Origin of the sequence: Mycobacterium sp. M23085 (assembly GCF_045343915.1) — a bacterium.
Classification (GTDB): Bacteria; Actinomycetota; Actinomycetes; order Mycobacteriales; family Mycobacteriaceae; genus Mycobacterium.
Genome location: NZ_CP174280.1, coordinates 2,253,837 through 2,270,084, shown reverse-complemented (window position 1 = coordinate 2,270,084; position 16,248 = coordinate 2,253,837). Strand labels below are relative to the sequence as shown.

The following is a 16,248-nucleotide window of genomic DNA, read 5'->3' as shown; positions in this document are numbered from 1 at the left end:
CTCCGATAGCCCGTGCTTGTCTGTTGTCCGTCACCTCCTTCCACCGAACTACGAAAGACGTTGGCACCGCGGAGGTGAGCGCTGCCGCGCCCACACGAGGGAGACCGGCCATCGGCCTCTGATGGCATGCTCGCGCGTCGAGCAGCCGATACGCGACGGCCTGGTGGAGACCAGGGTGGTCGCCCGGCGCCGGGCTCGCCGCGCCGCGGGCAACTCGTAGCCGGGGTAGCGAACCGGCACGCTCGGTCGCCGCAGGCGCATCCATTCGGCCTCCACGATCGCCGCCGCCGCACTGATCGCCGCGCATGCCGGCTCGACCACGCTCGTAATGCCCATCAACGCCACATCCACCTCGGGAGACAGAGATGATCTGTATCTGTCGATATACATCTCTGATACCAGAAACGACGGGCGGTTGCAAGCTCTCTCGGCGTCGTGGTGCGCGTTGAATGCTCTGTCGGGCAACGGCATTGGTCTTGGTTCGGGTGGCGCTCAGCGTCGCGACAGCAGCCGCCGCACCGGGCGTAGCTGGCGGCCGTCGCGGCCCGGGGCCCACAACCCGATCGCCACGGCGGCGACGGCGACGATCGCGGCCATCGTGACGGTGGAGGCGTGCAGGGCCGCCAGGAACGCCGACTTACTGATGTCGGCCAGCTGCCGCCCCTGCGGGCCGAGCCGGCCGGCGATCTCGACGGCCTTGGCCAGCGAGTCGGTGGCCTGGCCGCGGACCGGTGCGGGAAAGCCGGCCAGCCGGGGCGCAAGCTCGTGCGAGTAGCGGCCGGCCAGGATCGATCCGGCCACCGCGATGCCCAGCGCGCCGCCCATTTCGCGTGATGTGTCGTTCACGGCGGAGGCGACACCCTGCTTCTCGTCGGGAACCGCGCCCATGATCGCCGAAGTCGTCGGCGCGGTGCACATCCCGATGCCGGTGGCGAGAATCAGGGTGGGCCATGCGAATTCGAGATACGTCGAGTGCAGGTCCAGCCCGTACATGCACCCGAATCCGACCGCCATCAGCAGTGTGCCGACGAATAACACCAGCCGCAGGCCCAGTTTGGGCACGTACCAGAAGGACAGGGCCGAGAAGATGCCCAGCGGCACCATGAACGGTCCGAAGGCGATCGCCGTCGACAGCGCGGAGTAGCCCATGATCTGCTGCACGTATTGCATGCCGACATAGAAGAAGCCGAAGGTGGCGCCGAACAGGATGACGATCGCGGTCACCCCGGTGGCGAAATTGGGGTCGGCGAACAGCCGGACATCCAGCAGTGGTTGCCGGCCGCGCCGGGCCAGGCGGAACTCGAGGGCACCGAACGCCGCGGCGATCACCGCGCCGGCGACCAGCCCGCCCCACACCACCGGGTCGCTCCAGCCGCGCCCGGGCGCTTCCAGGATGGCGGCCACCGCGATGGCGACCGCCGCGCCGATCAGCACCGCCCCCAGCGCATCGACCCGTGGAGCTCCGGCGTCGCGTGACGAGGCGACGGTGCACGCGAGGACGAAAATCACCAGCCCGGCGATGCCCAGCGTCCAGAAGATGGCGTGCCAATCCCAAAAGCGAAGCAGCAAGCCAGAACCGAGCATGCCCAGCACGCCGCCGCAACCCGCCGTCCCGGCCCAGATGCCAACGGCCTTGGTGCGGTCGTCCTTGGGATAGGCCACCGTCAGCAGCGACAGTGTGGCGGGCATGACGAACGCGGCGCCGATCCCGGCCACCGCCCGGGCCGCGATGATCTGGGATGGGTTGTGCAGCAGCGCCGGTGCCATCGAGCCGACGGAGAACACCAGCAGCCCGATCAGCAGCGCGCCACGCCGCCCGTAGCGGTCACCGATCGCGCCGGCCGGCAGCAGCAGGCACGCCAGTGCCACGGTGTAGCCGTCGACGACCCAGTTCAGCTGCGATGCGGTGGCCGAGGTGGCCACCGCGAGGTCGCCCAGCGCGGTGTTCAGCGCGGTCATCGACGCCACCACCAGGGCCACGCCCATGCAGGCGACGGCCAGCGTCCAGTTTCGCGCCCGGAAGCTATCGCCGATGCCGATCCCGTCAGTACGCTGGTCAGTCCGGACCAGGGTTTCGATCATGCGGAGCGCCTCCTCGGGAGCGTGCGGATTTTCGAGACCATTAGTCTCGTAGGTAGACCAATAGTCTCGCTTTCAAACACGAGGAGGGGCGCAATTACCGCCGGAACATCCGATCCGCGCCCCGCGAGGTCGCGGGCCAGGCTGCTGGAAGCCGCCGTCACGCTGCTGCGTAGCGGAGGTCCCAGCGCGGTGACGGTCGACGCCGTCACCCGCACCGCCAACGTGGCCAGGGCGACCCTGTATCGACACTTCCCGAGCGGAAACGACTTACTGGCAGCGGCGTTCAACAGCCTGATCCCGGCGTCGCCTACCCCGCCGGCCGAGGGTTCGCTGCGCGACCGCCTGGTCGCGGTGGTGCTCGCCCAGGCCGAGTCCGTGGCCCAGGCCCCCACCATGATGACGGCCATGTCCTGGCTGGCGCTGGGGCGTGACCTGGACGGCCTGCCCGAGCCGCGGCACAGCCACAACGCCGACAGCGCGGCGATCATCACCCTGCGCGAGCGCATCGCCCAGCAGTACGCGGAGCCCTTCGACGCCATCTTCGACAGCCCGGAGGCCGCCGAGCTGGGGGAGGTGGACCGGTCGCGGGCGATCGCCCTGCTCATCGGGCCCCTGGTGCTGGGCCGGCTGTCCACGCTGCCCGATTTCGACTACCGCCAATGCGCGCTGGCGGCCGTCGACGGCTTCTTACATGTGCAGTGCGGCAGAGCCGGCGCAGACGATATCGAATCGGCGGGGGCCTAAGGCCCCGGCGACCCCGTCTCAAGGGCTTCCACCAGCGCGTTTACCCCGCGCCGGTACCGTCGGCAGCTCGGCCGCGGCGGATTCGGCCCCAGATCGCGGCCTAATTTTGTTGAGGCACGATCTTCAGGCATACTGTTCAGGTTGCCTTGAGCCGGGTTTGCGCCTGGTCGGGCATACGACCAGCGTTCAAACGAGCGCGTCCGGTCCCATCCTTTGAGAGCGACGAATTTCGATCGCGGATGAGGCTGCGTGAGGGTGACACACCCGACCGCGGGGGCCGGTGGACCACGACAGGTAAACAGCGGCGCAATATCCGGCGCAACGCTCGATCGGCCCAGAGTTGGCCGCCCGATCGGCGCGCCGGTGGCACTGAGGACATCGATTGATTGAGCCCGTTACCGGGCCTCAACAGGAGTGAGGGTAGGAGAAGCGTGGCGGGACAAAAGATCCGCATCAGGCTTAAGGCCTACGACCATGAGGCTATTGACGCGTCGGCGCGCAAGATCGTCGAGACCGTCGTCCGCACGGGTGCCAGTGTCGTAGGTCCGGTGCCGCTGCCGACTGAGAAGAACGTGTATTGCGTCATCCGCTCACCGCACAAGTACAAGGACTCGCGGGAGCACTTCGAGATGCGCACTCACAAGCGGCTGATCGACATCCTCGACCCGACGCCGAAGACCGTCGACGCGCTGATGCGCATCGACCTTCCGGCCAGTGTCGACGTCAACATCCAGTAGGAGATCCAGACTCATGGCAAGAAAAGGCATTCTGGGTACCAAGCTGGGCATGACGCAGGTGTTCGACGAGAACAACCGGGTTGTGCCGGTGACGGTCGTCAAGGCCGGCCCGAACGTGGTGACCCGGATTCGTACCCCCGAGCAGGACGGCTACAGCGCCGTGCAGCTGGCCTACGGCGAGATCAGTCCCCGCAAGGTCAACAAGCCGGTGACCGGTCAGTACGCCGCCGCGGGGGTTAACCCGCGCCGGTTCCTGGCCGAGCTGCGGCTGGACAACCCCGAGGCGGCCGCCGAGTACCAGGTCGGGCAGGAGCTGACGGCGGAGATCTTCGCCGACGGCGCCTACGTCGACGTCACGGGCACCTCCAAGGGCAAGGGTTTCGCCGGCACCATGAAGCGGCACGGCTTCCGTGGTCAGGGCGCCAGCCACGGTGCCCAGGCGGTGCACCGCCGCCCGGGTTCGATCGGTGGTTGCGCCACCCCCGCCCGGGTGTTCAAGGGCACCCGGATGTCGGGCCGGATGGGTAGCGATCGCGTGACCGTCCAGAACCTGTTGGTGCACAAGGTCGATACCGAGAACGGCGTGCTGCTGATCAAGGGCGCGGTCCCCGGCCGCACCGGTGGACTCGTCGTGGTCCGCAGCGCGGTCAAACGAGGTGAGAAGTGATGGCAGAAGGCTCCAAGACGCTCAAGATCGACGTCAAGACGCCGGACGGAAAGGTCGACGGCTCCATTGAGCTGCCGGCCGAATTGTTCGACGCCCCGGCCAATATCGCGCTGATGCACCAGGTCGTCACCGCGCAGCGGGCGGCGGCGCGTCAGGGCACGCACTCGACCAAGACGCGCGGCGACGTCAGCGGTGGTGGCCGTAAGCCGTACCGGCAGAAGGGAACCGGCCGGGCCCGACAGGGTTCGACGCGCGCCCCGCAGTTCACCGGCGGTGGCGTCGTGCACGGCCCCAAGCCGCGCGACTACAGCCAGCGCACCCCCAAGAAGATGATCGCCGCGGCATTGCGCGGCGCACTGTCCGACCGGGCGCGCAACGGTCGCATCCACGCGATCACCGAGCTGGTGTCGGGTCAGACTCCGTCCACCAAGAATGCCAAGGCGTTCCTGGGCACGCTGACCGACCGCAAGCAGCTGCTGGTCGTCATCGGCCGCAGCGACGAGGCCGGCGCCAAGAGCGTGCGCAACCTGCCCGGTGTGCACATCCTGGCCCCCGACCAGCTCAACACCTATGACGTGCTGCGCTCCGACGACGTGGTGTTCAGCGTTGAGGCGCTCAACGCCTACATCGCCGGTGCCAGCACCAGTTCTGCCGAGGAGGTTTCGGCGTAGATGGCGACCATCACTGACCCCCGCGACATCATTTTGGGCCCGGTCATCTCGGAGAAGTCCTATTCGCTGCTCGACGACAACGTGTACACGTTTGTGGTGCACCCCGATTCGAACAAGACGCAGATCAAGATCGCCATTGAGAAGATCTTCTCCGTCAAGGTCGCGTCGGTGAACACCGCCAACCGGCAAGGGAAGCGGAAGCGCACCAGGACCGGATTCGGCAAGCGCAAGAGCACCAAGCGGGCCATCGTCACGTTGGCGCCGGGTAGCAAGCCGATCGATCTGTTCGGGGCACCGGCGTAGCCGCCGCGAGAGGAAACCTGATTAGACATGGCAATTCGTAAGTACAAGCCGACGAGCCCGGGCCGTCGCGGCTCGAGCGTGTCCGATTTCTCCGAGGTGACTCGTTCCACCCCGGAGAAGTCGCTGGTGCGCCCGCTGCATGGTCACGGCGGGCGAAACGCGCACGGCCGCATCACCACCCGCCACAAGGGTGGCGGCCACAAGCGCGCCTACCGGGTGATCGACTTCCGGCGCAACGACAAAGACGGTGTGAACGCCAAGGTCGCGCACATCGAATACGACCCCAACCGCACCGCCAACATCGCGCTGCTGCACTTCCTGGACGGCGAGAAGCGCTACATCATTGCGCCGCAGGGACTTTCGCAGGGCGACGTGGTGGAGTGCGGCCCGAACGCGGACATCAAGCCGGGCAACAACCTGCCGTTGCGCAACATCCCGGCCGGTACCGTGATCCACGCCGTGGAACTGCGGCCGGGCGGCGGCGCCAAGCTGGCGCGGTCGGCCGGGTCGAGCATCCAGCTGCTCGGTAAAGAGGGCACCTACGCGTCGCTGCGCATGCCCAGCGGTGAGATCCGCCGCGTCGACGTGCGCTGCCGCGCCACCGTCGGCGAGGTGGGCAACGCCGAGCAGGCGAACATCAACTGGGGCAAGGCCGGCCGGATGCGGTGGAAGGGCAAGCGCCCTTCGGTCCGTGGTGTGGTGATGAACCCGGTGGACCACCCGCACGGTGGTGGTGAGGGTAAGACCTCCGGTGGTCGCCACCCGGTGAGCCCGTGGGGCAAGCCCGAGGGCCGCACCCGCCACCCGAACAAGGCCAGTAACAAGCTCATTGTCCGACGCCGGCGCACCGGCAAGAAGCACGGTCGCTAGGAAGTCAGGAGTAGCACATGCCACGCAGCCTGAAGAAGGGCCCGTTCGTCGACGGCCACCTGCTCAAGAAGGTGGACACGCAGAACGAGAAGAACACCAAACAGGTGATCAAGACATGGTCGCGGCGTTCGACGATCATTCCTGACTTCATCGGCCACACCTTCGCCGTCCACGACGGGCGCAAGCACGTCCCGGTGTTCGTCACCGAGGCGATGGTCGGCCACAAGCTTGGTGAATTCGCGCCCACCCGCACCTTCAAGGGACACATCAAGGACGACCGGAAGGCCAAACGGCGATGACCACAACGGAATTCCCCTCGGCGGTGGCCAAAGCACGTTTCGTGCGGGTGTCGCCGAGAAAGGCGCGCCGGGTGATCGACCTGGTGCGCGGCCGCTCGGTGGCCGACGCGCTGGACATCTTGCGCTGGGCGCCGCAGGCGGCCAGTGAGCCGGTGGCCAAGGTGATCGCCAGCGCCGCGGCCAACGCGCAGAACAACAACGGACTGGACCCGGCGACCCTGGTGGTCGCCACCGTCTACGCCGACGAGGGCCCCACCGCCAAACGCATCCGTCCGCGCGCCCAGGGCCGCGCGTTCCGGATCCGCAAGCGCACCAGCCACATCACGGTCGTGGTGGAAAGCCGGCCGGGCAAGGACCAGGGGTCGGCGAAGTCGACCCGGGCCCGTCGCGCCGAGGCCAGCAAGGCCGCCGCGAAGGCTGGACCCGGTTCGGGCGCCAAGAAAGCGCCGGCCAACAAGGCGCCCGCCAAGAAGGCCGCCACCAAGGCACCCGCGACGAAGGCCGCCCCGAAGGCCGAAGCCGAGACGTCTGAGACCTCTGACGCGAAGGGAGGCTCAGACTAGTGGGCCAGAAGATCAATCCGCACGGCTTCCGGCTGGGCATCACCACCGACTGGAAGTCACGCTGGTACGCCGACAAGCAGTACGCGGACTACGTGAAGGAAGACGTCGCGATCCGGCGGCTGCTCTCGACCGGCCTGGAGCGGGCCGGGATCGCCGACGTGGAGATCGAGCGCACCCGCGACCGGGTGCGGGTCGACATCCACACCGCGCGGCCCGGCATCGTCATCGGCCGTCGCGGCACCGAGGCCGACCGGATCCGTGCCGACCTGGAGAAGCTGACCGGCAAGCAGGTGCAGCTCAACATCCTCGAGGTCCGCAACCCGGAGTCGCAGGCGCAATTGGTGGCCCAGGGGGTCGCCGAGCAGCTGAGCAACCGCGTGGCGTTCCGCCGGGCGATGCGTAAGGCCATCCAGTCGGCGATGCGTCAGCCCAACGTCAAAGGCATCCGGGTGCAGTGCTCCGGCCGTCTCGGTGGTGCCGAGATGAGCCGCTCGGAGTTCTACCGCGAGGGCCGGGTGCCGCTGCACACCCTGCGTGCCGACATCGACTACGGCCTGTACGAAGCCAAGACCACCTTCGGCCGGATCGGCGTGAAGGTGTGGATCTACAAGGGCGACATCGTCGGCGGCAAGCGCGAATTGGCCGCCGCCGCTCCGGCGGGCGCCGAGCGTTCGCGCCGCGAGCGTCCGTCGGGCACCCGCCCGCGTCGTAGTGGCGCGTCGGGCACCACGGCCACCAGCACCGAAGCCGGCCGGGCGGCCGCGAGCGCCGAGGAGGCCGCACCCGCCGCCGCACCCGCTGCAGAACCACAAAGCACGGAGAGCTGAATCATGTTGATTCCCCGCAGGGTTAAACACCGTAAGCAACACCACCCCCGCCAGCGCGGTATCGCCAGCGGCGGCACGGCGGTGAACTTCGGCGACTACGGCATCCAGGCGCTCGAGCACGCCTACGTCACCAACCGGCAGATCGAGTCCGCTCGTATCGCCATCAACCGGCACATCAAGCGTGGCGGCAAGGTGTGGATCAACGTCTTCCCCGACCGCCCGCTGACCAAGAAGCCCGCCGAAACCCGCATGGGTTCGGGTAAGGGCTCGCCGGAGTGGTGGGTCGTCAACGTCAAGCCGGGCCGGGTGCTGTTCGAACTCAGCTACCCCAACGAGCAGACCGCCCGCGCGGCGCTGACCCGCGCGATCCACAAGTTGCCGATCAAGGCACGCATCGTGACCCGAGAGGATCAGTTCTGATGGCAGTGGGAATTTCGCCTGGCGAACTGCGTGAGCTCACCGAAGAGGAGCTGGCCGAGCGGCTGCGCGAATCCAAGGAAGAGCTGTTCAATCTGCGTTTCCAGATGGCCACCGGGCAGTTGACCAACAACCGCCGGCTCCGCACGGTGCGTCAGGAGATCGCGCGCGTCTACACCGTGCTGCGCGAACGAGAACTGGGCTTGGCTAGTGGGCCCGACGGTAAGGAATCGTGATGGCAGAAGCCAAGAAGGCCGCCCCCAAGAAGGCCGCCGCAACCGAGGCCGAGTCCAAGGACAAGGGCCCCAAGCACACTCCGGCCAAGCCGAAGGTGCGCGGCCGCCGCAAGGTGCGCATCGGCTACGTGGTGAGCGACAAGATGCAGAAGACTATCGTGGTCGAGCTGGAAGACCGGGTGCGTCACCCGCTGTACGGCAAGATCATCCGGACCACCACGAAGGTCAAGGCCCACGACGAGAACAGCACCGCCGGAATCGGCGACCGGGTCTCGCTGATGGAGACCCGGCCGACTTCGGCGACCAAGCGTTGGCGACTCGTCGAAATTCTGGAAAAGGCGAAGTAAGCGCTTTTAAGTACCAGCACCTGAACGCCCGGTCGCGGGTGTAGTCTTCACGCACGTTCGGCGAGTCCGCTACGGAAGTGAGGCTGACGATGGTGGCTGGGTCGGGGCAATTTAACGGCAAGATCGAGCTCGACATACGGGATTCCGAACCGGACTGGGGGCCCTACGCCGCGCCGACCGCGTCACCGAACGCGCCCAACGTGCTGTACCTGGTGTGGGATGACACGGGCATCGCGACCTGGGACTGCTTCGGCGGTCTGGTCGAGATGCCCGCCATGTCGCGGATCGCCGAGCGCGGCGTGCGGCTCTCGCAATTCCACACCACCGCGCTGTGCTCGCCGACCCGGGCGTCGTTGCTCACCGGCCGCAACGCCACGACGGTCGGCATGGCCACCATCGAGGAGTTCACCGAGGGCTTCCCCAACGCCAACGGCCGCATCCCGTTCGAAACCGGCCTGCTCTCCGAGGCGCTCGCCGAACAGGGCTACAACACCTATTGCGTGGGCAAGTGGCACCTGACGCCGCTTGAGGAATCGAACCTGGCCTCGACGAAGCGGCACTGGCCGACCTCGCGCGGCTTCGAACGGTTCTACGGGTTCCTGGGCGGGGAAACCGATCAGTGGTACCCGGACCTGGTGTACGACAATCACCCGGTGACTCCGCCGGGCACACCGGAGGACGGCTACCACCTGTCGAAGGACCTCGCCGACAAGACGATCGAGTTCATCCGCGACGCCAAAGTGATTGCGCCCGAAAAGCCTTGGTTCTCCTATGTGTGCCCCGGCGCCGGTCACGCGCCGCATCACGTCTTCAAAGAGTGGGCGGACCGCTACGCCGGAAAGTTCGACATGGGCTACGAGCGTTACCGCGAGGTGGTGCTGGAGCGGCAGAAGGCGCTGGGAATCGTGCCGCCCGATACCGAATTGTCGCCGGTCAACCCGTATCTCGACGTGAAGGGCCCGGGCGGCGAACCGTGGCCGCTGCAGGACACGGTGCGACCATGGGAATCGCTGAATGACGAAGAGAAGCGGTTGTTCTCGCGGATGGCCGAGGTGTTCGCCGGGTTCCTGAGCTACACCGACGCTCAGATCGGCCGGATCCTGGACTATCTGGAGGAATCGGGCCAGCTGGACAACACCATCATCGTGGTCATCTCCGACAACGGCGCCAGCGGTGAGGGCGGCCCGAACGGCTCGGTCAACGAGGGCAAGTTCTTCAACGGCTACATCGACACCGTCGAAGAGAGCATGAAGCTGTTCGATCACCTGGGCGGCCCCGAGACCTACAACCATTACCCGATCGGTTGGGCGATGGCGTTCAACACGCCCTACAAGCTGTACAAGCGCTACGCCTCCCATGAAGGTGGCATCGCCGACACGGCAATCATCTCGTGGCCCAATGGAATTGCCGCACACGGGGAAATTCGCGACAACTACGTCAACGTCTGCGACATCACCCCGACCGTCTACGACCTGCTGGGTATGACGCCGCCGGAAACCGTCAAGGGCATCGCCCAGAAGCCGCTGGACGGCGTGAGTTTCAAAGCGGCCCTTGCTGATCCGGGTGCCGACACCGGAAAGACGACCCAGTTCTACACCATGCTGGGCACCCGCGGGATCTGGCACCAGGGCTGGTTCGCCAACACCGTGCACGCGGCGACGCCGGCCGGCTGGTCACACTTCGACGCCGACCGCTGGGAACTGTTCCACATCGAGGCCGACCGCAGCCAGTGCCACGACCTGGCCGCCGAGCTGCCCGACAAGCTCGAAGAACTCAAGGCGCTGTGGTTTTCGGAGGCCGCCAAGTACAACGGGCTGCCGCTCTCGGACCTCAACATCATCGAGACCATGATGCGGTCGCGGCCCTACCTGGTCGGCGAACGAGCAAGCTACGTCTACTATCCCAACTGCGCGGACGTCGGCATCGGCGCCGCCGCAGAGATTCGCGGCCGCTCGTTCTCGGTGCTGGCCGAGGTGATGGTCGACACCACCGGCGCCGAAGGCGTGCTGTTCAAGCAGGGCGGCGCCCACGGCGGGCATGTGCTGTTCATTCAGGACGGCCGGTTGCACTACGTGTACAACTTCCTCGGCGAGCGACAGCAGGAGGTCTCCTCGTCCGAGGCCGTGCCGCTGGGCAGGCATCTGTTCGGCGCCAGCTATTCGCGCACCGGAACGGTCGAGAACAGTCACACGCCGCTGGGCGACGTCACGCTGTTCGTCGACGACAAGGTGGTCGGCTCGCTGGCGGGGGTGACCACGCACCCCGGCACCTTCGGGCTGGCCGGTGCCGGTATCACGGTCGGGCGCAACGGCGGATCGGGAGTGTCCAGCCGCTACAAGGCGCCGTTCACGTTCACCGGCGGCACCATCACCCAGGTCACCGTCGACCTGTCCGGCCGCCCCTACGTCGACGTGGAAAACGAGATCGCGCTTGCCTTTTCGCGCGACTGACCCCTGAATTCGGTCATTCGGGCTTCGGTGCGTCCGCCGAGCTGATCGCGTCGACCGCGCTGGACACCCTTGCCTGGAAGTCGGCCGACAACGGGATGTAACCGTTTTTGGCCAGTTCCATCTGGCCGGGGCCGATGGCCGCCTGCAGAAAAGCCTTGACCGCCTTGGCCACATCGTAGGTCGGGTACTTCGAGCACACGATCTCGTAGGTGGCCAGCACGATCGGGTAGACGTCGGGCTGCGCGGGGTTGTAGAACGACGACAGATCGAGCACCAGATCGTTGCCGGCGCCGGTGATCTTGGCGCCCTTGATGGTCTTGCCGACCGTGTCGGTGCCGATCCGGACCGGACGCAATGACCTACGGCTGGCCGGCGTCTTGATCTCGGCGGCGAACAGGCCTTGCTGCAGCGCGAAGGACAGCTCGGTGTAGCCGATCGCCCCCTCGGTGCCCTTCACGGCCGCCGCGATCCCGGTGTTGCCCACGGCGCCGGTGCCGACACCGCCGTTGAAGGTCTTGCCCGCGCCCTTGCCCCAGGCCCCACCGGACGCGGACTGCAGGTACTCCTGGAAGTTGTCGGTGGTGCCCGAGCCGTCGCTGCGGTAGATGACGTGGATGTCCTCGGCCGGCATGGAGGCGTTGAGCAAGGCCAGGGCGGGGTCATCCCAGCGGGTGATGGTGCCGTTGAAGATCTTGGCCAGCGTCGGCGCGTCGAGCACCAGGGAGTCGACGGCGGCGAGGTTGTAGGTAATGGCGAGCGGGCCGAATACCACCGGCAGGTTCCAGGCGTCGGCGCCGCCGCACCGCCGCCTGGCGGCGGCGTATTGGTCACCCGACAGCGGGGTGTCCGATCCGGCGAAATCGGTTTTGCCCGCGAGGAATTCGGTGATGCCGTTGCCGGACCCGTTGGGGGTGTAGTCGAGGGTTTGTCCGGGGCAGGCCTGGCGATAGGCGTCGACGAACCGCGTCATGGCGTTGGCCTGCGCAGTCGAGCCGCTGGCCGCCAGGGTCTGCTTGCCGCCGCAGTCAACCTTGGCCCCGGCGGTGTACGGCAGGCTCGCGGGGGAGTTGCTGCAGGCCGAGACCAACGTGGCGGCGGCGGCCAGGACGCTGACGGCCGAACGATAGCGCTTCACTCCACGACATTTACCGTTACCGAATTAACAGGCAAACAAATTTCGGATGAACTGGTGCGCGGGTGCGACGGCGAAAATCGCCTCGGTATGGCATGTATTCAGACCCGCACCGCGGCGCGAGGGAGTTCGCCAGCATCCGTCCTCGACTGCTCGATATCCCCCGGGGGTGTTCACTGATGTCCCATCAAGCGCCACCCTCGCCACCGCCTCCGGCGCCATCGGAGCAACCGGCCGCGACGCCTCCTGCCACTGCCGCCATTCGTGACATGGTTCGCCGCGCTGCTGTTCGCCCTGTGCATGCTCACCTGGTACCGACAATCCGAGTAGGCGCCGTCATACCCTGAAGGGGTGCGCAGCGAACTGGTCGACCTCCCGGGCGGGTCATTCCGCATGGGTTCGACCAGCTTCTACCCCGAAGAGGCGCCGATCCACACCGCCACCGTGGGGCCGTTTGCGGTGGAACGACACCCGGTGACCAACGCGCAGTTCGCCGAATTCGTCGACGCCACCGGGTACGTGACGGTGGCCGAGCAGCCGATTGAGCCGACGCTGTACCCGGGAGCGAATCCCGACGACTTAGCTCCGGGCGCAATGGTTTTCCGTCCGACGGCCGGGCCGGTCGACCTGCGCGACTGGCGGCAGTGGTGGCAGTGGGTGCCGGGGGCGAGCTGGCGGCACCCGTTCGGGCCGGACAGCGATGTCGCGGACCGCGCCGATCACCCGGTGGTGCAGGTGGCGTATCCGGATGCAGCGGCCTATGCGCGGTGGGCCGGGCGGCGGCTGCCGACCGAGGCCGAGTGGGAGTATGCCGCCCGGGCCGGATCGACGACGACGTATGCGTGGGGTGAGGAGGCCACCCGCGATGGCCGGTTGATGGCCAACACCTGGCAGGGCAGCTTCCCGTACCGCAACGAGGGGGCGCTCGGCTGGGTGGGCACGTCACCCGTTGGCACGTTCGCTCCCAACGCATTTGGGCTTGTCGACATGATCGGAAACGTGTGGGAGTGGACGGCCACCGAGTTCGCCGCGCATCACCGGCTCGACCAGCCACCCAAGTCCTGCTGCACCCCGTCGGGTCCCGCCGATCCGTCCGTCAGCCAGACGTTGAAGGGCGGCAGCCACTTGTGCGCGCCGGAGTACTGCCACCGCTACCGCCCGGCGGCCCGGTCACCGCAATCGCAGGACTCCGCGACGACGCACATCGGGTTTCGCTGCGTGACGGACTCGTCGGCCGGCTAGCAAAGCCGTAGCGACGTGGCCGTCCGGTCGCTTCCGGGGGATGCCGGCCGGTGAGGTTAACGGGGCATGTACGGCGAATGTCAGGCACCCATTATGCTTCTGGACATGGGATTTCGCCGCGCGGCCGGTCTCGTCATTCGCTAACATCTGACGACGTGTCACCCCGCCCCGGCCGGATTCCGCCCGCGGTGCCGACCGGATGCCAGCAAGCCCCACGGCGCATCCGGCGCACCATTGGTCGCGGCGGCGGCCGATGACCACCGAGGCCCCGACGCCGGTCGCCCCGGCTGTGGTGCCGCCCCCGAAGAAGAAGCGCGAGGCGCCGCGGATCGCCATCGGGGTGTGCGTTCTCGCGGCCGTCATCATCATCTATGTCCTGTCGCTTTTCGGTGTGCACTTTCTGCAGCGGTCAGAGGGTCCGCTGCCGCCACTGGACCTGAGCCAGGGCGGCGGCGACGCCACCATCGTGCAGCTGCGCCTGGAAGAGTTGAAGCCGGTGGCGAACCGTCTGTCCGTCGAGGTGCTCGCCTATCCCGGAGTTGCCCAGTACGACAACCGTTTTGACGTGCTGGCCAATGACGTCGCGGTGCGTCTGTATCCCACAAGCGATCTGGGCGATCTGCAATACCCGAAGGGCAAGGCGCCGGCCCAACTCAGCACCACCATCGAGGCGCACGGCGATCCCGGTAACTGGCCGTTCGACTCCTACCGGACCGAGCCGATCGCGGCCGACGCGTTCGTCGGTACCGGCGACAACCGCAAGAAGGTGCCCGCCCGCGTCGAAGTGACCGGCGCCTTGGACGGCTGGGATATCAGCGTCAACCGCGTGCACGACCCCAGCGCGCTGCCCACCTCCCGCGCGACCGACAACGGCAACGTGGTGATCACGCTGAAGCGGGCCAAGGGTCCGCTCATCTTCGACCTCGGGATCTGCCTGGTGCTGATCAGCCTGCCCACCCTGGCCCTGTTGGTCGCCATCCCGATGGCGCTGGGCCGGCGGAAGTTCCTGCCGCCGTTCGCCACCTGGTACGCCGCGAATCTGTTCGCGATCGTCCCGCTGCGCAACATCCTGCCGGGGGCGCCGCCGCCCGGGTCGTGGATCGATCAGGCGATCGTGCAGTGGGTGCTGATCGCGCTGGTCGCGGCGATGACCCTGTACATCGTGGCCTGGATTCGCCAAGGCGATTGAGTGATGCTCCTATCTGTGTTACGACGTCAAGCGGCGTCGATGTGGTGGGTGTTGAGCCAGTGGCGGTAGTTGGCGGCGAGGGTGTCGTGGCGTTGGACTCCTCGTTCGAGTCGTGAGATGACGGTGGGCCAGACGCCGAGGTGGTGTGCGGCGCTGGTCAGGGTGATGTTGCGGGCTTGCCGTGCTGGTCTGAGATCGCTGTAGTCATCGATGGGGCAGGGTGCGGTGAGGTGTTTGAACATCTCGCGGGCGATGGCGCGTTTGAGTAGTCGCAGGACGTCTTTTTTGGATCGTCCGGCGGCGAGTTGGCGGGCGGCGTAGTCGCGGGTGCGTTCGTCGTGAGACCAGCGGACCAGTGCGATGCGGTGCAGGGCGTTGTTGGCGGCGCGGTCCCCACCGCGCGAGAGCCGATGGCGGGTGATTTTTCCTGAGGAAGCCGGGATCGGTGCGACACCGGCCAGGCGGGCGAAGGCGGCTTCTGAGCGCAGGCGGTCGGTGTTGGTTCCGGCCGTGATGAGCAGCTGTGCGGCGGTGTCGGGGCCGACGCCAAAGGCGGCTCGCAGCGCAGGGTTCAAAGCGCGGGTCAAGGTGTCGAGTTGGGTGGTCAGCTCACCGATTTGGTGGTCGAGGAACTCGATGCGCTGGGCCAGGGCTTTGCAGGCGGTCAGCACCGCCCCGGCGGTGATGGGGTCGTCGTGGGTGCACGGCTGGGACCGGGCCAAGGCCTCGACTAGGCGCAGGGTGGTGGCGTAGCGGCGGTAGCGCTCCCGCAGCTCTGCTGGCGCGGTGACGAGGAGGTCTTTGATCTGCTGAATGGCCGCGGTGCGGGCCTTAACTGCGCCGCGGCGGGCGATCAGCAGGGCTTTGAGTGCGCCGGTGTTGGGGTCTTTGGGCACGGCCAGGCCGTGGCCGGCCAGCACGGCGCGAGCGGCGCTGTAGGCGTCCAGTGGGTCGGATTTACCCTGGCGACGCCGGGTAGAGCGGTCGGGTCGGTTGACCTCGACAACGTGAATCCCGTTGACCTGCAATGCTTGGGTGAACCCAGCCCCATAGCTGCTCGTGCCCTCGACGCCGGCGATGAACACCTCTCCAAAGCTTTGCGCCCAGCGCCGGGCGACGTAGTAACCGGTCGGGTTGGTGCGAAACTCGGCATCGCCAAGCAGTTGACCGGTGTCGGTGATGGCCGCGAGGTGAATGGTGTCGAGATGAGTATCGACGCCGATGACGACCCGGCGTGGGGATGTCACGATGGTTGGTGTCCTCTCTGTGCAATGAACCGTGCGGTGGGTGACACCCCGGTGGGGCGGGCAGACAAGACATTGACGAGGGAACTGCCAGGCTCCTGATTAGGTCATGCCCGCCGCACTGGGGCTCTCGTGGTGGTGCTTGCCCGCACGGCGCTGGTGAGACAAATCAATTGGAAGACAACCCAGCAGGGCATCAGTCGGTGCGAGGGTCATCACCAGCAGCGA

18 protein-coding genes are annotated in these 16,248 nt (G+C 67.1%); 15 read left to right on the top strand and 3 right to left on the bottom strand.

Features of this window, described 5'->3' with window-relative positions:
* Nucleotides 1–492 precede the first annotated feature (492 nt).
* A complete protein-coding gene (locus ACIUM1_RS10295; protein WP_406817056.1) occupies nt 493–2,082 on the bottom strand; it encodes an MFS transporter in 1,590 nt (529 codons plus the stop codon).
* A gap of 189 nt (nt 2,083–2,271) precedes the next feature.
* Between ACIUM1_RS10295 and ACIUM1_RS10290 the strand changes: the two genes are divergently transcribed.
* The 13 genes from ACIUM1_RS10290 to ACIUM1_RS10230 all read left to right on the top strand — a co-directional run bounded on the left by ACIUM1_RS10290 (nt 2,272) and on the right by ACIUM1_RS10230 (nt 11,213).
* Nucleotides 2,272–2,826 carry a TetR/AcrR family transcriptional regulator gene (locus tag ACIUM1_RS10290; protein ID WP_406817055.1) on the top strand — a complete coding sequence of 185 codons (555 nt, stop codon included), beginning with the start codon at nt 2,272–2,274 and terminating at the stop codon, nt 2,824–2,826.
* Between the two features lie 431 nt (nt 2,827–3,257).
* Nucleotides 3,258–3,563, top strand: coding sequence for a 30S ribosomal protein S10 (gene rpsJ, locus ACIUM1_RS10285; protein ID WP_003873519.1), 306 nt, complete (start codon nt 3,258–3,260; stop codon nt 3,561–3,563).
* A 13-nt stretch (nt 3,564–3,576) separates the two neighbouring features.
* Nucleotides 3,577–4,230: a 50S ribosomal protein L3 gene (gene rplC / locus ACIUM1_RS10280; protein WP_406817054.1), complete on the top strand. Its 654-nt coding sequence runs from the start codon at nt 3,577–3,579 to the stop codon at nt 4,228–4,230.
* Nucleotides 4,230–4,901: a 50S ribosomal protein L4 gene (rplD, locus tag ACIUM1_RS10275; protein ID WP_406817053.1), complete on the top strand. Its 672-nt coding sequence runs from the start codon at nt 4,230–4,232 to the stop codon at nt 4,899–4,901. The genes rplC and rplD overlap by 1 nt, the downstream gene beginning before the upstream one ends.
* Entirely contained in the window at nt 4,902–5,204 is a 303-nt protein-coding gene (gene rplW, locus ACIUM1_RS10270) for a 50S ribosomal protein L23 (RefSeq protein WP_007773589.1), read from the top strand.
* A gap of 27 nt (nt 5,205–5,231) precedes the next feature.
* Entirely contained in the window at nt 5,232–6,074 is an 843-nt protein-coding gene (rplB, locus tag ACIUM1_RS10265; protein ID WP_007773586.1) for a 50S ribosomal protein L2, read from the top strand.
* Between the two features lie 17 nt (nt 6,075–6,091).
* A complete protein-coding gene (gene rpsS, locus ACIUM1_RS10260; protein ID WP_007773585.1) occupies nt 6,092–6,373 on the top strand; it encodes a 30S ribosomal protein S19 in 282 nt (93 codons plus the stop codon).
* Complete coding sequence (rplV, locus tag ACIUM1_RS10255) at nt 6,370–6,936, top strand: 50S ribosomal protein L22 (RefSeq protein ID WP_406817052.1); 567 nt, start codon at nt 6,370–6,372, stop codon at nt 6,934–6,936. The genes rpsS and rplV overlap by 4 nt, the downstream gene beginning before the upstream one ends.
* Nucleotides 6,936–7,763 (top strand): 30S ribosomal protein S3, encoded by an 828-nt coding sequence (rpsC, locus tag ACIUM1_RS10250; protein ID WP_406817051.1) that lies wholly within the window; start codon nt 6,936–6,938, stop codon nt 7,761–7,763. The genes rplV and rpsC overlap by 1 nt, the downstream gene beginning before the upstream one ends.
* Nucleotides 7,764–7,766: 3 nt before the next feature.
* Nucleotides 7,767–8,183, top strand: a complete 417-nt coding sequence (gene rplP, locus ACIUM1_RS10245; RefSeq protein WP_007773582.1) for a 50S ribosomal protein L16 — start codon at nt 7,767–7,769, stop codon at nt 8,181–8,183.
* Entirely contained in the window at nt 8,183–8,416 is a 234-nt protein-coding gene (gene rpmC, locus ACIUM1_RS10240) for a 50S ribosomal protein L29 (RefSeq protein ID WP_007773580.1), read from the top strand. The genes rplP and rpmC overlap by 1 nt, the downstream gene beginning before the upstream one ends.
* Nucleotides 8,416–8,763 (top strand): 30S ribosomal protein S17, encoded by a 348-nt coding sequence (rpsQ, locus tag ACIUM1_RS10235; RefSeq protein WP_406817050.1) that lies wholly within the window; start codon nt 8,416–8,418, stop codon nt 8,761–8,763. The genes rpmC and rpsQ overlap by 1 nt, the downstream gene beginning before the upstream one ends.
* 89 nt (nt 8,764–8,852) lie before the next feature.
* Nucleotides 8,853–11,213, top strand: a complete 2,361-nt coding sequence (locus ACIUM1_RS10230) for an arylsulfatase (protein WP_406817049.1) — start codon at nt 8,853–8,855, stop codon at nt 11,211–11,213.
* 13 nt (nt 11,214–11,226) lie between these two features.
* Here ACIUM1_RS10230 and pstS read toward each other — a convergent pair whose 3' ends face one another.
* Nucleotides 11,227–12,348: a phosphate ABC transporter substrate-binding protein PstS gene (pstS, locus tag ACIUM1_RS10225; protein ID WP_406817048.1), complete on the bottom strand. Its 1,122-nt coding sequence runs from the start codon at nt 12,346–12,348 to the stop codon at nt 11,227–11,229.
* A gap of 348 nt (nt 12,349–12,696) precedes the next feature.
* Between pstS and ACIUM1_RS10220 the strand changes: the two genes are divergently transcribed.
* Together ACIUM1_RS10220 and ACIUM1_RS10215 are read left to right on the top strand one after the other, a co-directional pair.
* Nucleotides 12,697–13,587, top strand: coding sequence for a formylglycine-generating enzyme family protein (locus ACIUM1_RS10220; RefSeq protein WP_406817047.1), 891 nt, complete (start codon nt 12,697–12,699; stop codon nt 13,585–13,587).
* 253 nt (nt 13,588–13,840) lie between these two features.
* Nucleotides 13,841–14,776, top strand: a complete 936-nt coding sequence (locus ACIUM1_RS10215) for a DUF4436 domain-containing protein (protein ID WP_406817046.1) — start codon at nt 13,841–13,843, stop codon at nt 14,774–14,776.
* A gap of 26 nt (nt 14,777–14,802) precedes the next feature.
* On the opposite strand, the gene ACIUM1_RS10210 is transcribed toward ACIUM1_RS10215, so the two are convergent.
* Nucleotides 14,803–16,023: an IS110 family transposase gene (locus ACIUM1_RS10210; RefSeq protein ID WP_406817045.1), complete on the bottom strand. Its 1,221-nt coding sequence runs from the start codon at nt 16,021–16,023 to the stop codon at nt 14,803–14,805.
* Between the last annotated feature and the right edge of the window lie 225 nt (nt 16,024–16,248).

What these genes read in the sequence shown, in the direction of transcription:
- ACIUM1_RS10295 (WP_406817056.1), bottom strand. Translation starts at nt 2,082, where the DNA reads ATGATCGAAACCCTGGTCCGGACTGACCAGCGTACTGACGGGATCGGC.
- rplC (WP_406817054.1), top strand. Translation starts at nt 3,577, where the DNA reads ATGGCAAGAAAAGGCATTCTGGGTACCAAGCTGGGCATGACGCAGGTG.
- rplD (WP_406817053.1), top strand. Translation starts at nt 4,230, where the DNA reads ATGGCAGAAGGCTCCAAGACGCTCAAGATCGACGTCAAGACGCCGGAC.
- rplW (WP_007773589.1), top strand. Translation starts at nt 4,902, where the DNA reads ATGGCGACCATCACTGACCCCCGCGACATCATTTTGGGCCCGGTCATC.
- rplB (WP_007773586.1), top strand. Translation starts at nt 5,232, where the DNA reads ATGGCAATTCGTAAGTACAAGCCGACGAGCCCGGGCCGTCGCGGCTCG.
- rpsS (WP_007773585.1), top strand. Translation starts at nt 6,092, where the DNA reads ATGCCACGCAGCCTGAAGAAGGGCCCGTTCGTCGACGGCCACCTGCTC.
- rplV (WP_406817052.1), top strand. Translation starts at nt 6,370, where the DNA reads ATGACCACAACGGAATTCCCCTCGGCGGTGGCCAAAGCACGTTTCGTG.
- rplP (WP_007773582.1), top strand. Translation starts at nt 7,767, where the DNA reads ATGTTGATTCCCCGCAGGGTTAAACACCGTAAGCAACACCACCCCCGC.
- rpmC (WP_007773580.1), top strand. Translation starts at nt 8,183, where the DNA reads ATGGCAGTGGGAATTTCGCCTGGCGAACTGCGTGAGCTCACCGAAGAG.
- rpsQ (WP_406817050.1), top strand. Translation starts at nt 8,416, where the DNA reads ATGGCAGAAGCCAAGAAGGCCGCCCCCAAGAAGGCCGCCGCAACCGAG.
- ACIUM1_RS10230 (WP_406817049.1), top strand. Translation starts at nt 8,853, where the DNA reads ATGGTGGCTGGGTCGGGGCAATTTAACGGCAAGATCGAGCTCGACATA.
- ACIUM1_RS10215 (WP_406817046.1), top strand. Translation starts at nt 13,841, where the DNA reads ATGACCACCGAGGCCCCGACGCCGGTCGCCCCGGCTGTGGTGCCGCCC.